The sequence below is a fragment of the Ramlibacter montanisoli genome (assembly GCF_013087525.1).
In the GTDB taxonomy this organism is placed as follows: Bacteria; Pseudomonadota; Gammaproteobacteria; order Burkholderiales; family Burkholderiaceae_C; genus Ramlibacter; species Ramlibacter montanisoli.
In genome coordinates this window covers 1,467,714-1,483,437 of record NZ_JABFCS010000001.1, presented here as the reverse complement: position 1 = coordinate 1,483,437, position 15,724 = coordinate 1,467,714, and the positions used below count along the sequence as shown (strand labels likewise).

The following is a 15,724-nucleotide window of genomic DNA, read 5'->3' as shown; positions in this document are numbered from 1 at the left end:
GTTCTTTTCCCTCATCCCCCAAAGGAAGCAGCATGACGGCTGAATACAAGGTCAACGGCGACGTCGCCGTGATCACGATGAACAACCCGCCGGTCAACGGCCTCGGCTACGCGACCCGCACCGCGATCGCCCAGGGCATCGACCAGGCGAACGCCGATCCCGCCGTCAAAGCCATCGTCATCACCGGCGCGGGCAAGGCCTTCTCGGGCGGCGCCGACATCAAGGAGTTCGGCTCGCCCAAGGCGACCGCCGAGCCCAACCTGCTGTCCGTCATCCTCACCTGCGAGAACTCCTCCAAGCCCATCGTGGCCGCGATCCACTCGGTCGCCATGGGCGGCGGCCTGGAGCTCGCGCTCGGCTGCCACTACCGCATCGCCGCGCCCGGCGCCAACATCGCGCTGCCCGAAGTGAAGCTGGGCCTGATCCCCGGCGCCGGCGGCACCATGCGCCTGCCGCGCGTGCTGGGCGTGGAGCCCGCGCTGAACATGATCGTCAGCGGCGAGGCCGTGAAGAGCGAGATGCTCGCGCAGCTGCCCGGCCAGAAGCTGTTCGACAAGATGGCGTCCTCGCCGGACGCGCTGATGGAAGAGGCGGTCGCCTTCGCGCGTTCCGTCGCCGCCACGCGCCCGCTGCCGCTGGTGCGCAACCTGCCTGCCAAGCACCCCTGGGCGACGCCTACTTCCAGTTCGCGCGCAACATGGTCAAGGGCATGGCGAAGAACTTCCCGGCTCCCGCCAAGTGCGTCGATGCCGTGGAAGCGTCGACCAAGAAGAAGTTCGACGAGGGCATGGTGTACGAGCGCGAGATCTTCACCGCGCTGATGTTCACGCCCGAGTCGCGCGCGCTGCGCCACCTGTTCATGGCCGAACGCGCCGCCAGCAAGATCGCCGACGTGCCGGAAGACACGCCGCAGCGCGAGATCAAGTCGGTCGCGGTGATAGGCGCCGGCACCATGGGCGGCGGCATCTCCATGAACTTCCTCAACGCCGGCATCCCGGTGACCATCCTCGAGATGAAGCAGGATGCGCTGGACCGCGGCATCGCCACCATTCGCAAGAACTACGAAGGCCAGGTCAAGAAGGGCAAGCTCAAGCAGGACAAGTACGAGCAGCGCATGGCGCTGCTGAAGACGACGCTGTCCTATGAGGACATCGCCCAGGCCGACCTCGTGATCGAGGCCGTGTTCGAGGAGATGGGCGTCAAGCAGAAGGTCTTCGAGCAGTTGGACAAGGTCATGAAGAAGGGCGCGATCCTCGCCTCCAACACTTCCACGCTGGACGTCGACAAGATCGCGGCCTTCACCAAGCGGCCCGAGGACGTCGTCGGCCTGCACTTCTTCAGCCCGGCCAACGTGATGAAGCTTGCTGGAAGTGGTGCGCGGCAAGAAGACCGGCAAGGACGTGATGGCCACCGTCATGGCCATGGCCAAGAAGATCAAGAAGACGGCCGTGGTCTCCGGCGTCTGCGACGGCTTCATCGGCAACCGCATGATCGAGCAGTACAGCCGCCAGGCCGGCTTCCTGCTGGACGAAGGCGCTACGCCGCAGCAGGTGGACCGCGCGATCGAGAAGTTCGGCTTCGCCATGGGCCCGTTCCGCATGGGCGACCTGGCCGGCAACGACATCGGCTGGGCGATCCGCAAGCGCCGCGCGCAGGAGCGTCCCAACATGCTGTACAGCCGCACCGCCGACAAGCTGTGTGAGCTGGGCCGCTTCGGCCAGAAGACCGGCGCCGGCTGGTACGACTACAAGGAAGGCAAGCGCGACGCGATCCCGTCCAAGCTGGTCGAGGACATGATCGTGGAGCACCGCAAGTCGCTGGGCATCGAGCCGCGCAAGATCTCCGACGAGGAGATCGTGCAGCGCCTGGTGTTCGCGCTGGTCAACGAAGGTGCGCGCATCGTGGAAGAGGGCATCGCCGCCCGCGCCAGCGACATCGACATGGTCTACATCACGGGCTACGGCTTCCCGATCCACCGCGGCGGCCCGATGCTCTACGCGGACCAGGTCGGCCTGTTCAACGTGGCCCATGCGATGAAGCGCTTCCAGGCGAACCCGCGCGACGACGCGAAGTTCTGGGAGCCGGCGCCGCTGCTGCTCAAGCTCGCCAGCGAAGGCAAGACCTTCAGCTGACGCGGTGCGCGGCATGGTCAAGCGCTTCCTGTGGGTCCTGCTGGCGGCGCTGCTGCTGCTGGCAGCGGCCGTGGCCGTCAACACCCTGCGCCAGGGTTCGCGCCAGCTCGAGGTCGCGCCCGCGCCCGCCATAGCCGTCGACGAGCAGGGCGTGGCCAACAAGCTGTCGGCCGCGATCCGCTTCCAGACGGTCTCCAGTCACGACGACGCCTCGCTCAACGCGGGCGAGTTCCAGAAGCTGCACGCCCACCTGCGCGAACGCTTCCCGCGCGTGCATGCCTCCCTGCAGCGCGAGGTGGTGGGCGGCCTGACGCTGCTCTACACCTGGCCCGGCAGCGATGCCAATGCCAAGCCCATCGCCTTGCTCGCGCACCAGGACGTGGTGCCGATCGCCCCGGGCAGCGAAGCCAAGTGGCAGACCGCTCCCTTCTCCGGCGAGGTGAAGGACGGCTACGTCTGGGGCCGCGGCGCCTGGGACGACAAGGCCAACCTGATCGCGCAGCTGGAAGCGGTGGAGATGCTGCTGGCCAGCGGCTTCAAGCCGCGCCAGACCGTGTACCTGGTGTTCGGCGCCGACGAGGAAGTCGGCGGCCTGCGCGGCGCGGTGCAGGTGGTCAAGCTGCTGCAGGAACGCAAGGTGCGCCTGGACTTCGTCATCGACGAGGGCCTGCTGATCACCGAGGGCGTGATGCCCGGGCTGAAGCAGCCGGCGGCGCTGGTCGGCATCGCCGAGAAGGGCTACCTGTCGGTGGTGCTGAAGGTGCCGGCCACGCCCGGCCATTCCTCGATGCCGCCGCCCAAGGGCACCAGCGCCATCGGCATGATGAGTGCGGCGCTGCGGCGGCTCGACGACGAGCAGCTGCCCGGCACCATCCGCGGCGTCGCGCGCGAGATGTTCGAGACCATCGCGCCGGAGATGGGCGGCTTCCAGCGGGTGGCGCTGTCCAACCTGTGGCTGTTCGGGCCGCTGGTGCAATCGCAGCTGGAAAAGGCCGCCAGCACCAACGCCATGCTGCGCACGACCACGGCGCTGACCATCGTGAACGCCGGCAACAAGGACAACGTGATTCCCGGCGAGGCGCAGGCCACCGTCAACTTCCGCCTGCTGCCCGGCGACACCACGCAGTCGGTGATGCAGCACGTGCGCGGCAAGACCGGCGAGCGCTTCGAGCTGATCGCGCTGCCGGCGGCGTCCGAGCCTTCGCCGGTGTCGCCCACGCAGTCGGCGTCCTACCAGCTGATCAACCGCACCGTGCGCTCCCTGTTCCCCGGCACGCTGGTCGCGCCGGGTCTGATGATCGCCGCCACCGACTCGCGCCACTTCGCGCCCGTGTCGGACCACATCTACCGCTTCTCGCCGGTGCGCGCCAGGCCGGAAGACCTGGCGCGCTTCCACGGCACCAACGAACGCATCGCCGTGGCGAACCTCGGTGAGCTCGTCCGCTTCTACCACCAGCTGCTGCGCAACCTCAACGCGCCGGCGCCCTGATCCGAACCCGTCCTGAAAGGCAATCCACCATGACCAAGGCCGTCATCGTCTCCACCGCCCGCACCCCCTCACCAAGAGCTGGAAGGGCGCGTTCAACATGACGCACGGCGCGACGCTGGGCGGCCACGCCGTCAAGAACGCGCTGCAGCGCGCCGGCGTGCCGGGCGACGCCGTCGAGGACGTGCTCATGGGCTGCGCCAATCCCGAAGGCGCCACCGGGGCCAACATCGCGCGCCAGATCGCGCTGATGGCCGACCTGCCGATCACCGTGTCGGGCGCCACCGTCAACCGCTTCTGCTCCTCCGGCCTGCAGACCATCGCCATGGTGTCGCAGCGCATCATCGCCGGCGAGGGCGAGGTCTACGTGGCCGGCGGCGTGGAAAGCATTTCCTGCGTGCAGCAGGAAATGAACCAGCACATGCTGCGCGACCCGGCACTGGAGAAGAAGAAGCCGGAGATCTACTGGTCGATGCTGCAGACGGCGGAGCAGGTGGCCAAGCGCTACAACATCGGCCGCGACGCCATGGACGAATACGGCGCCCGCAGCCAGCAGCGCGCCTGCGCCGCGCTGGAAGCCGGCAAGTTCAAGGACGAGATCGCACCGATCACGGTCAAGGCCGGCGTGGCCGACGCGGTGATGGGCCTGATCACCAAGGAGGTGACCGTGTCGCAGGATGAAGGCCTGCGCCCGGGCACCACCAAGGAAGGCATCAGCGGCATCAAGCCGGCGCTGCCCGGCGGCGTCATCACGGCCGGCAATGCCAGCCAGTTCTCCGACGGCGCGGGCGCCTGCGTGGTGGTGAGCGAGGACTACGCCAGCCGCAACAACCTCAAGCCCCTGGGCCGCTTCCTCGGTTTCGCGGTGGCCGGCTGCGAGCCCGACGAGATGGGCATCGGCCCGGTGTTCGCCGTGCCCAAGGTGCTCAAGCGCCTGGGCCTGACGGTGCAGGACATCGACCTGTGGGAGCTGAACGAGGCCTTCGCCGTGCAGGTCATGTACTGCCGCGACAAGCTGGGCATCCCGGACGACCGCCTGAACGTCAACGGCGGCGCGATCGCCGTCGGCCACCCCTACGGCGTGTCGGGCCAGCGCCTGACCGGCCATGCACTGATCGAAGGCAAGCGCCGCGGCGCCAAGCGCGTGGTGGTCACCATGTGCATCGGCGGCGGGATGGGGGCGGCGGGGGTGTTCGAGGTCCTGTAAGCGCTGGGGTTCGCTGCGCTCACCACCAGCCTACGGTGGGCGCGACTCGTAGGCTGGGGTGAGCCCGCAGGCGAACCCCAGCGTTCCGGAGAGCCACATGTCCTCGCTGCGCCCCACGATCGACTTCCTCCTCCACGACTGGCTCCACGCCGAGTCGCTGACCCGGCGCCCGCGCTTCGCCGACCACTCCCGCGAAACCTTCGGCGCCGTCCTCGACACCTGCGAGCGCATCGCGCGCGAGAAGTACGCGCCCTTCAATCGCCTCGTGGACACCGAGGAGCCGCGCTTCGACGGCGAGAAAGTGATCCTGCCGCGCGCGACGCACGAGGCGCACGAGGCCTACGTCGCCTCCGGCATGCTCAGTGCCGCGCAGGACTACGAGGAGGGCGGCATGCAGCTGCCCTACACCATCGAGGCCGCCGCGGGGACCTTCTTCGCCACGGCCTCGGTCAGCATCGGCGGCGGCCTGCTCACCAAGGGCAATGCCAACCTGCTGATGGTGCACGGCACCGAGCTGCAGAAGGAAGTCTTCGCGCGCAACGAATTCGGCGGCCGCTTTTCCGGCACCATGGCCCTGTCGGAACCGCAGGCCGGCTCCTCGCTGTCCGACATCGCCACGCGCGCGACACCCGATGGCGCGGACTTCGAGAGCGATCCGCTCGGCCCGCGCTACCGCATCAAGGGCAACAAGATGTGGATCTCGGCGGGCGAGCACGAGCTGTCCGAGAACATCGTGCACCTGGTGCTGGCCAAGATCCCCGGGCCGGATGGCAAGCTGATTCCCGGCACCCGCGGCATCTCGCTGTTCATCGTCCCCAAGAATCTGGTGGGCACCGACGGCCAGCTCACCGGTGAACGCAACGACGTGGCGCTGGCGGGCCTGAACCACAAGCTGGGTTGGCGCGGCACCACCAACACGCTGCTGAATTTCGGCGAAGGCAAGTACCCGGTGCGCGGCGGCGCCGGCGCCATCGGCTACCTGGTGGGCAGGCCGCACGAGGGCCTGCGCTGCATGTTCCACATGATGAACGAGGCGCGCATCGGCATCGGCCTCGCGGCCACCGCATTGGGACTGGCCGGCTACTACGCCTCGCTGGAGTACGCGAAGAACCGGCCGCAAGGCCGTCCGGTCGGGCCGGCCGGCAAGGACCCGTCGCAGCCGCAGATCCGCATCATCGAGCACGCCGACATCAAGCGCATGCTGCTGGCGCAGAAGTCCTATTGCGAAGGCGCGCTGGCGCTGCTGCTGCAGTGCGCGCGGCTGGTGGACGAACAGCACACCGGCACGCCCGAAGCTGCCGAGGAGGCGCGCCTGCTGCTCGAAGTGCTGACGCCGGTGGCCAAGAGCTGGCCCAGCGAGTTCTGCCTGGAAGCCAATTCGCTGGCGATCCAGGTCCACGGCGGCTACGGCTACACGCGCGACTTCCCGGTGGAGCAGTACTGGCGCGACAACCGCCTGAGCATGATCCACGAGGGCACCCACGGCATCCAGGCCGCCGACCTGCTCGGACGCAAGGTGGTGATGGAAGGCGGCAAGGGCCTGCAACTGCTCGCCGCGCGCATCAACGCCACCATCGAGCAGGCGATCCAGCGGCCGGAGCTGGCGGAACATGCCAATGCGCTGGGGCAAGCCCTGCAGAAGGTCGGCGCCGCCACCAAGTCGGCGTGGGCCACCGGCAACCCCTCGGACGCGCTGGCCAACGCCGTGCCCTACATGCAGGCCTTCGGCCACCTGGTGGTCGCCTGGACCTGGCTGGACGTGCTGCTGGTGCTGCCTGCCGGCAGTGCAAGCCCGGCGGACGAAGGCCGCGTGCGCGCCGCCCGCTACTTCTTCCACTACGAGCTGCCCAGGATCCCGGCCTGGCTGCGGGTCGTCGAGATGCGCGACCCCACCTGCGCCACCATGCCCGAGGACGCCTTCTGATGGCGACGCAGCGCACGCTCGCGCGCCTGGACGCGCTGGCCTGGACCCTGATCTACGGCGGCCTGTTCGCACTGGTGCTGGGCATCGCCTCGCACGACCAGACGGTCATCGGCGGCTGGAGCCTTTCCGTGCTCGGCATCATCGCCGCCGTCGCCGGCGTGGTGCTGATCGTGGTGAGGGCGCGGATGGGCGAGCCGACCGGCGCACAATCGGCTTCCGACAAGGACAAGGAGACTTCCGCATGACGCGCACGGTGCAGCAACTGTTCGACCTCACGGGCAAGACGGCCCTCGTCACCGGAGGCTCGCGCGGCCTCGGGCTGCAGATGGCGCATGCCCTGGGCGAGGCGGGCGCGAAGATCATGCTCAGTTCGCGCAAGGCGGGCGACCTGGAGGAAGCCGCGGGCGACCTGCAGGCGGCCGGCATCGACGCGCGCTGGATCGCCGCCGACTGCTCGCGCGAAGAGGACATCCGCAGGCTCGCCGAGCAAACCTTCGAACGCATGGGCGACGTCGACATCCTGGTGAACAATGCCGGCGCCGCCTGGGGCGCACCCGCCGAAGACCACCCGGTGGAAGCCTGGGACAAGGTGATGAACCTGAACGTGCGCGGCTATTTCATCCTCAGCCAGCTGGTCGCCAAGCGCAGCATGATCCCGCGCAAGGCCGGCCGCATCGTCAACATCGCCTCCATCGCCGGCCTGGGCGGCAACCCGCCGGAGATGAACACGCTGGCCTACAACACCTCCAAGGGCGCCGTGATCACCTTCACGCAGGCGCTGGCCTGCGAATGGGGCAAGTACGGCATCAACGTCAACGCCATCTGCCCCGGCTTCTTCCCGAGCCGGATGACCAAGGGCACGCTGGAGCGCATCGGCGAGGACAAGCTGGCGCAGAACGCGCCGCTGCGCCGCCTGGGCGACGACGAGGACTTGAAGGGCATCACGCTGCTCTATGCCTCGGATGCCGGCAAGCACATCACCGGCCAGTGGCTCGCCGTGGACGGCGGCGTCTCGGTCGTGACGGGAGGCTGAAGCGGTGGCGACTCCCAAGCTGTTCGGCGTCGAGATCCCCTTCGTCAGCCACCTCGGTTTCGAGCTGGTGAAGATGGAAGGCGGTGAATCGGAACTGCGCTACCTGCCCAGGCACGAGCACATGAACTCCTTCCTGGTGACGCACGGCGGCGCGATCATGACGCTGCTGGACGTGACCCTGGCGACCGCCGCGCGCAGCATCGACCTGGAGACGGGCGTCGTCACCATCGAGATGAAGACGACCTTCATGCAGCCCTGCAAGGGCCTGCTGACCGGCAAGGGCCGGCTGATGCACCGCACGAAGTCGATGGCCTTCACCGAAGGGACCATCTACGACACCGAGGGCAAGGCCTGCGCCCATGCCACCGGCACCTTCAAGTACGTCCGGCGGCCCGCGCCCACCGCGCCGGCCAACACCATTTCCACCGACTAGGGAGCCACCATGCCCAAGAACAAGCAGATCCTGCTGGACAACCGCCCCGAGGGCGAAGCCAAGGCCTCCAACTTCAAGCTGGTGACGAGCGAAACGCCCGCGCTGAAGGACGGCGAGGTGCTGGTGCGCCACCATTTCCTCAGCCTCGACCCCTACATGCGCGGGCGCATGAACGACGCCAAGAGCTATGCCGCGCCCCAGGAGCTGGGCAAGGTGATGCAGGGCGGCACGGTGGGCGAGGTGGTGGAGAGCCGCCACCCGAAGTTCGCCGCCGGCGACAAGGTGGTCGGCATGGGCGGCTGGCAGGAATACGCGGTGGTCGCGGCCGACCAGCCGGGCGCCTTGCGCAAGGTGGACACCACGCACGTGCCGCTCTCGCACTACCTGGGTGCGGTCGGCATGCCGGGCGTGACCGCCTGGTACGGCCTCAACAAGATCATCGAGCCGAAGGCGGGCCAGACCGTGGTCGTCAGCGCTGCGAGCGGCGCGGTCGGCAGCGCGCTCGGCGCGCTCGCCAAGGCACGCGGCTGCCGCGCGGTCGGCATTGCCGGCGGCCCGGACAAGTGCAAGTACGTCACCGCGGACCTGGGCTTCGACGCCTGCATCGACTACAAGCAGCACGCCGACGCGCAGTCGCTCTCGCGCGCGCTCAAGGAAGCCTGCCCGCAAGGCATCGACGGCTACTTCGAGAACGTGGGCGGCATGGTGATGGACGCCGTGATGCTGCGCATGAACGCCTTCGGGCGCATCGCCCTGTGCGGGATGATCGCCGGCTACGACGGCAAGCCCATCCCCATGGCCTATCCCCAGCTGATCCTGACCAACCGGCTGCTGGTGCAGGGCTTCATCGTCAGCGAGCACATGGACGTGTGGCCGCAGGCGCTGCAGGAACTGGGCACGCTGGTCGGCACCGGCAAGCTGCGGCCGCGCGAATCGGTCGCGCAGGGCCTGGAGGCTGCGCCCGAGGCCTTCCTGGGCATGCTGAAGGGCCGGAACTTCGGCAAGCAGCTGGTCAAGCTGGCCTGAGGCGGCCTGTCCGCGGCGGCGCAAACTCGTGTCTTCGGAAAGGAGCCTCGTCGTGACGGACCAGACCCACGAAGTCTTCAACCAGCCCGAGCCGCTGGTGGGCTACAACCTGTTCGAAACCAACCGGCCGCTGCGCGACGCGCTGAAGTTCAATGCGCCCGGCCTCGACACCGCGCCGCTGGCCACACTGGGCGCCCTGGCGGGGACGGCGGAGATGCAGGCGCACGCGCGGCTGGCCAACACCCTCACCCCGGAACTGCGTACGCACGACCGCTTCGGCCGGCGCATCGACGAAGTGGAGTTCCATCCGAGCTACCACGCGCTGATGGCCGCCGCGGTGCAGGCCGGGTTGCACGGGACGCCCTGGGCGGGCGGGGCGTCGGCGCATGTGCTCCGCGCCGCCGGCTTCATGCTGTTCACAGAGCTCGAGCCTTCCATCCTGTGCCCGATCTCCATGACCTATGCGGTCACGCCGGCCCTGCGCGCCAATCCGGCGATCCATCGCGACTGGGGCCCCAGGCTCACCAGCCGCTGCTACGACCCGGCACTCAAGCTGTGGAGCGACAAGCCCGGCCTGACCATGGGCATGGGCATGACCGAGAAGCAGGGCGGCTCCGACGTCCGCACCAACACCACCCAGGCCGAACGCGAGGGCAGCGACGGCTGGGGCGAGCGCTACCGCGTCACCGGCCACAAGTGGTTCCTCTCCGCGCCCATGTGCGACGCCTTCCTGGTGCTGGCGCAGACCGGCTCGGGCCTCAGCTGCCTGTTCATGCCGCGCGTGCTGCCCGATGGCAGCCGCAACGCCATGCGCATCCAGCGGCTGAAGGACAAGATGGGCAACAAGGCCAACGCCAGCTCGGAAGTGGAGTTCCACGGCGCCACGGCCTGGCTGGTGGGCGAGGAAGGCCGCGGCGTGCCCAAGATCCTGGAGATGGGGACCATGACGCGGCTGGATTGCGCCCTGGGCACCAGCGGCCTGATGCGCCAGGCCTTGTCCCTGGCGCTCAATCACACCGAACAGCGCAGCGCCTTCGGCAAGCCGCTGTTCGAGCAGCCGCTGATGCGCAACGTGCTGGCCGACCTGGCCCTGGAAAGCGAGGCGGCCACGGCGCTGGCGCTGCGCCTGGCCCGGGCCTTCGACCGCCGCGAGGACGAACACGAGTCCGCCATTGCGCGCCTGCTCACGCCCATCGCCAAGTTCTGGATCTGCAAGCGCGGCAGCCACTTCGCCCAGGAGGCGATGGAGTGCCTGGGCGGCAACGGCTACGTGGAAGAGGGCGGCGAAGGCGTGATGGCGCGGATCTACCGCGAAATGCCGGTCAACTCCATCTGGGAAGGCGCGGGCAACATCATGGCGCTGGACCTGCTGCGCGCCATCCGCAAGGCCGACGCGGCCGCGGCGCTGGCGCAGGAACTGGCGCCGGCCAAGGGCGCGCATCCGGCGCTGGACCGCATGGCCGCGGCGCTGCCGGCGCGCGTGGAGGCGATGGCCACCGAAGTCGAGGCGCGCCGCCTGGCGCAGGACGTCGCGCTGGCGGTGCAGGCGGCGCTGCTGCGGCAGACCGCGCCGGAGGCCGTGTTCGCCGCCTTCTGCGCATCGCGCCTGGAGGGCGACTGGGGACAGGCCTTCGGCACGCTGTCGGGCCGGACCGACTTCGAAACCATCCTGCAGCGCGCCTTGCCGCACTGAAACGAGCCCGAATGAACGACCTGATCCTGCACCACTACGCCAGCTCGCCGTTCTCCGAAAAGATCCGCCTGGTCCTGGGCCACAAGAAGCTGCCGTGGAAGTCGGTGCTGGTGCCGCCGATCATGCCGAAGCCGGACGTGCTCGCGCTCACCGGCGGCTACCGCAAGACGCCGGTGCTGCAGGTCGGCGCCGACATCTACTGCGACACGACCCTGATCTGCGACGTGCTGGAACACGTGCGTCCCGATCCCACGCTGTACCCGCCGCACCTCAAGGGTGCCTGCCGCATCTTCGCGCAGTGGGCCGACACGGCGCTGTTCTGGGCGGCCATGGGCTACAACCTGCAGCCCAGGGGCGCGGCGCACGTGTTCGCGAAAGCGCCGCCGGAAGCCGCCAAGGCCTTCAGCGACGACCGCAAGGCCATGTCCGGCACCATGGTGCGGCTGCGCCCCGGCGACGCCACGTCCGCCTACCGTTCCTACCTGCGGCGCATCGCCAACATGGCCGACGAGCACGACTTCCTGTTCGGCATGGAGCCCTGCGTCGCCGACTTCGCGGCCTACCACGGCATCTGGTACACGCGCGCCCAGGTGCCGGTGCTGGCGGACATCCTGAACGCCACGCCCTCGGTGGGCGAGTGGGCCAACCGGATGGAGGCGATCGGCCACGGCGCCATGACCCGGCTCACTTCGGCGGACGCGGTCACGATCGCCAAGGGGCGGATCCCGCGCCGGCCGGTGCCAACCTGCTGATCGACAGCGCCTTCCAGGACGACCACGGCATCGCGCTGGGCACGCGCGTGACGGTCGCCGCCGAATCCTTCGGCAACGAAACGACCGAGGGCGAGCTGATCGCCGCCACCCGCACGCACTACAGCCTGCGGCGCGAGGATGCGCGCGCCGGCACCGTGCACGTGCACTTCCCGCGCATCGGCTACGTGCTGCGCGCGGCCTCGCCCACCTGAACACTCCCATGGCCCGCGCGCTGGGCTTCTGCCTGTTCGACACCGCCATCGGCGCCTGCGGCATCGCCTGGACTCGGGATGCGCTCTCGGCCGTGCAGTTGCCGGAGGCGGACGAAGACGGCACGCGGCGGCGCCTGCTGCGCGCCACCGGCGAGGTGCCCGAGGCGACGCCGCCGCAGTTCGTGCAAGCGGCCATCGCCCGCATCCAGGCCCTGCTGCAAGGGACGCACGACGACCTGTGCGACCTGCCGCTGGACCTGGAGGGCGTGCCGGCCTTCCACCGCAAGGTCTACGAGATCACGCGCGCGATCCCGCCGGGCGAGGTGCTGACCTATGGCGAAGTGGCGCGCCGCGTCGGCGATCCCGGGGCCTCGCGGGCGGTGGGCCAGGCGCTGGGACGCAATCCCTTCGCGCCCGTGGTCCCCTGCCACCGCGTGCTGGCGGCCGGCGGCCGCTCCGGCGGCTTCTCCGCCGAAGGCGGGGCGCAGACCAAGCTCAGGATGCTCGAAATCGAAAAAGCCCGGTTCGACGGCGAACCGGGCCTGTTCGGATAGCTTAGCTCGGCGCGACTCAGAACCAGCGGCGCCAGCCGGAGGCGGTTCCGGACTCCGCCGGCCGGTCCTCGGCCCGTGCGCGTTCGTCGCGCTTCAGGTCGTGCTCCTCGCGGATGCGTTCGTCACGCACGCGCTCCTCGCGCAGGCGTTCCTCCTCGCGCATGCGCGCCTGGTGGGCCTGCGGGTCGCCCGGGTCGCCGGCCATGCCGTGCTCGCGCGGCGCCTGTGGGCGCAGGACCTCGTCGCGCACCGGCACCGCGGTGCCCAGGGCGGGGGCGGCGCGGCCGCCGAGGCCCATGCGCTCGAAGCGGCTTTCCAGCCGGTGCTCCAGCTCGGTCATGCGCGCCGCCAGGGTGCGGTTGATCTGTTCCAGCTGGGTACGCAGCTCGCGCTGGTTCTCCAGCCTGGCCTTTTCCATCTCGGTGGCCGCGATCGTGTCGCGCTCGCGCAGCGTGTGCATGTGGGTGTCCATGTGCGTGCGCAGTTCGGTGAAGCGGGACGCTTCCGCCTTGTCGGCCAGCGCGCTGCTGCGCTTCCAGTTCCTTGAAATGGTGGCGCGACTCCAGCAGCGTGCTGGTGCGCATCGAGGCGGCGGCCACGGCGAAGATCACGACCGAGAGGGCCAGCAGGCCGAGCAGGATCGCGCCCAGGGGGCGTCCATCACGAGGGGACCGAAGGCGACGGGGGTGGGACGGATGATTTCCGTCCAGTTCAGGGCGGCGAAACCGGCAATGAGCAGGATCGCCACGACCATCAGGATGAATCGTGAGCGCATGGAGTCTCCTTGGAAAGTTGTCAACCATTCTCTGCAGTGGGGGCGCAACACGTGTCAGCCATGGCCTTGTCTGGCTGTGCGGCGCGTATGGCAAACTCGCGCGCTCCCATCGTCCCCGGCAGTAACCACGATGCAAAAAATACTGCGGCAGATCGCCGCCGAGCTCCGCGTGCAGGAGGGCCAGGTCCGCGCGGCGGTCGAGCTCCTCGACGGCGGCGCCAGCGTCCCCTTCATCGCCCGCTACCGCAAGGAGGCCACCGGCGGCCTCGACGACATCCACCTGCGTGAACTGGAAGCGCGCCTTTCCTACCTGCGCGAGCTGGAGGAGCGGCGCGAGGCCGTCCTCAAGAGCATCGAGGAGCAGGGCAAGCTCACGCCCGAACTGCGCGCGGCGGTCGAAACGGCCGCCACCAAGCAGGAACTCGAGGATCTCTACCTTCCTTACAAGCCGAAACGCCGCACCAAGGGCCAGATCGCGCGCGAGGCCGGCCTGGAGCCGCTGGCGGACCTGCTGTGGTCCGATCCGGCGCGCGATCCCGCCACCGAGGCCGCGGCCTTCGTGAAGCAGGAAAAGGGCGAGAACGGCGACGATTTCACGACCCTGCCCGCCGTGCTGGATGGCGTGCGCGACATCCTGTCGGAGCGCTGGGCGGAAGACGCGGCGCTGGTGCAGTCGCTGCGCGAGTGGCTGTGGACCGAGGGCCTGCTGAAATCGAAGCTGGCCGCCGGCAAGGACGAGAACCACCCCGACGTCGCCAAGTTCCGCGACTACTTCGACTACGACGAGCCGATCGGCCGCGTGCCTTCGCACCGCGCGCTGGCCGTGTTCCGCGGCCGCGCACAGGACATCCTGGAAGCGAAGCTCGCCTTGCCGGTCGAGCCCGAGCCCGGCCAGCCCTCGATTGCCGAGGGCAGGATCGCGCTGCACCTGGGGTGGAGCCATGTCAAGCGTCCCGCCGACGACCTGCTGCGCAAGTGCGTGGCCTGGACCTGGCGCGTGAAGCTGTCGCTGTCCACCGAACGCGACCTGTTCTCGCGCCTGCGCGAGGAGGCCGAGAAGGTGGCGATCAAGGTGTTCGCCGAGAACCTGCGCGACCTGCTGCTGGCCGCCCCGGCCGGCCCGCGCGTGGTGATGGGCCTGGACCCCGGCATCCGCACCGGCGTGAAGGTGGCGGTGGTCGATGCCACGGGCAAGCTGGTGGACACGTCCACGGTGTACCCCCCACGAGCCGCGCCGCGACTGGGAAGGCTCGCTGCATACGCTTGGCGCCTTGTGCCGCAAGCACGGCGTGAACCTGATCGCCATCGGCAATGGCACGGCGAGCCGCGAGACCGACAAGCTGGCCGCCGACCTGATGAAGCGCATCGAGGGCATGCAGCGCATCGTGGTGAGCGAGGCCGGCGCCTCGGTCTATTCGGCGAGCGAGTACGCGTCGCAGGAAATGCCCAACGTGGACGTCAGCCTGCGTGGCGCGGCCAGCATCGCCCGCCGCCTGCAGGACCCGCTGGCCGAACTGGTGAAGATCGATCCCAAGTCCATCGGCGTGGGCCAGTACCAGCACGACGTGAACCAGAGCGAGCTCGCACGCACGCTGGACACGGTGGTGGAGGACTGCGTGAACCGCGTCGGCGTGGACCTGAACACGGCCAGCGCGCCGCTGCTGTCGCGCGTCTCGGGCCTGTCGCCCTCGGTGGCCAAGGCGGTGGTGCAGTGGCGCGAATCGAACGGCGCCTTCCGCAATCGCCAGCAGCTGCTGCAGGTCAGCGGCCTGGGCCCCAAGACCTTCGAGCAGAGCGCCGGCTTCCTGCGCATCCGCGACGGCGACAACCCGCTGGACATGACGGGCGTGCACCCGGAGACCTACCCGGTGGTGGAGAAGATCCTGCAGGCGGCCAGCAAGCCGGTGCAGGAGATCATGGGCCGCGCCGAGATGCTCAAGACACTGCGGCCGGAGCTGTTCGCCAACGAGAAGTTCGGCGTGATCACGGTGAAGGACATCCTGGGCGAGCTGGAGAAGCCCGGCCGCGACCCGCGCCCGGACTTCAAGGTGGCGCGCTTCAACGACGGCGTGGACGACATCGCCGACCTGCAGCCCGGCATGGAGCTGGAAGGCACGGTGAGCAACGTCGCCGCCTTCGGCGCCTTCGTGGACCTGGGCGTGCACCAGGACGGCCTGGTGCACGTGAGCCAGCTCTCGCACAAGTTCGTGACCGATGCGCGCGAGGTCGTGAAGACCGGCGACATCGTCAAGGTCAAGGTGCTGGAAGTGGATGCCGCGCGCAAGCGCATCAGCCTCACGATGAAGCTGGGGGCGCCGGCGCAGCGGCGCGACGGCCCGCGCGAGAACCGCTTCGAGAACGCGGGACGAGGCCAGCGCGCAACAAACAACCCTGCCATCGGTGGAGCAATGCAGGGTGCCTTCGCCAAACTGCAAGGCTTGCGCAAATAGCCCGTAGGCAGCCCCTGCGGGTCGCGCAAAATAGGTCGGATGCAGGC

Annotated in this window: 10 protein-coding genes and 4 pseudogenes; 12 read left to right on the top strand and 2 right to left on the bottom strand. The window is 69.1% G+C overall.

The window, feature by feature from the left end:
- Positions 1 to 32: 32 nt before the first annotated feature.
- From HK415_RS07580 to HK415_RS07530, 11 genes and pseudogenes are all read left to right on the top strand, one after another.
- Positions 33 to 2,132, top strand: a pseudogene (locus tag HK415_RS07580) (3-hydroxyacyl-CoA dehydrogenase NAD-binding domain-containing protein).
- 13 nt (positions 2,133 to 2,145) lie between these two features.
- The gene (locus HK415_RS07575) at positions 2,146 to 3,621 is read left to right on the top strand and encodes a M20 family peptidase (protein WP_171557843.1); all 1,476 of its coding nucleotides are present in this window, start codon (positions 2,146 to 2,148) and stop codon (positions 3,619 to 3,621) included.
- A 29-nt stretch (positions 3,622 to 3,650) separates the two neighbouring features.
- A pseudogene (locus HK415_RS07570) lies at positions 3,651 to 4,825 on the top strand (acetyl-CoA C-acyltransferase).
- A gap of 97 nt (positions 4,826 to 4,922) precedes the next feature.
- Positions 4,923 to 6,749, top strand: coding sequence for an acyl-CoA dehydrogenase (locus tag HK415_RS07565; protein WP_171557839.1), 1,827 nt, complete (start codon positions 4,923 to 4,925; stop codon positions 6,747 to 6,749).
- Positions 6,749 to 6,994 (top strand): hypothetical protein, encoded by a 246-nt coding sequence (locus HK415_RS07560; protein WP_171557837.1) that lies wholly within the window; start codon positions 6,749 to 6,751, stop codon positions 6,992 to 6,994. The genes HK415_RS07565 and HK415_RS07560 overlap by 1 nt, the downstream gene beginning before the upstream one ends.
- On the top strand, positions 6,991 to 7,782 hold the full coding sequence (locus HK415_RS07555) for an SDR family oxidoreductase (RefSeq protein WP_171557835.1): 792 nt from the start codon (positions 6,991 to 6,993) through the stop codon (positions 7,780 to 7,782). Before HK415_RS07560 ends, HK415_RS07555 begins: the two co-directional genes overlap by 4 nt.
- A gap of 4 nt (positions 7,783 to 7,786) precedes the next feature.
- Positions 7,787 to 8,215 (top strand): PaaI family thioesterase, encoded by a 429-nt coding sequence (locus HK415_RS07550; protein WP_171557833.1) that lies wholly within the window; start codon positions 7,787 to 7,789, stop codon positions 8,213 to 8,215.
- A gap of 9 nt (positions 8,216 to 8,224) precedes the next feature.
- Positions 8,225 to 9,241 (top strand): NADP-dependent oxidoreductase, encoded by a 1,017-nt coding sequence (locus HK415_RS07545; protein WP_171557831.1) that lies wholly within the window; start codon positions 8,225 to 8,227, stop codon positions 9,239 to 9,241.
- A 52-nt stretch (positions 9,242 to 9,293) separates the two neighbouring features.
- A complete protein-coding gene (locus tag HK415_RS07540; RefSeq protein WP_171557828.1) occupies positions 9,294 to 10,934 on the top strand; it encodes an isovaleryl-CoA dehydrogenase in 1,641 nt (546 codons plus the stop codon).
- A gap of 11 nt (positions 10,935 to 10,945) precedes the next feature.
- Positions 10,946 to 11,898 (top strand): annotated as a pseudogene (locus HK415_RS07535) (glutathione S-transferase family protein).
- A gap of 8 nt (positions 11,899 to 11,906) precedes the next feature.
- Positions 11,907 to 12,452 carry a methylated-DNA--[protein]-cysteine S-methyltransferase gene (locus HK415_RS07530; RefSeq protein WP_171557826.1) on the top strand — a complete coding sequence of 182 codons (546 nt, stop codon included), beginning with the start codon at positions 11,907 to 11,909 and terminating at the stop codon, positions 12,450 to 12,452.
- 16 nt (positions 12,453 to 12,468) lie between these two features.
- Here the strand turns inward: HK415_RS07530 and HK415_RS07525 are convergent, their stop codons facing one another.
- Complete coding sequence (locus tag HK415_RS07525; RefSeq protein ID WP_171557823.1) at positions 12,469 to 12,924, bottom strand: hypothetical protein; 456 nt, start codon at positions 12,922 to 12,924, stop codon at positions 12,469 to 12,471.
- Positions 12,925 to 13,059: 135 nt separating this feature from the next.
- A complete protein-coding gene (locus HK415_RS07520) occupies positions 13,060 to 13,227 on the bottom strand; it encodes a hypothetical protein (protein ID WP_171557821.1) in 168 nt (55 codons plus the stop codon).
- A 130-nt stretch (positions 13,228 to 13,357) separates the two neighbouring features.
- Here HK415_RS07520 and HK415_RS07515 point away from each other — a divergent pair.
- A pseudogene (locus HK415_RS07515) lies at positions 13,358 to 15,677 on the top strand (Tex family protein).
- Positions 15,678 to 15,724 lie beyond the last annotated feature (47 nt).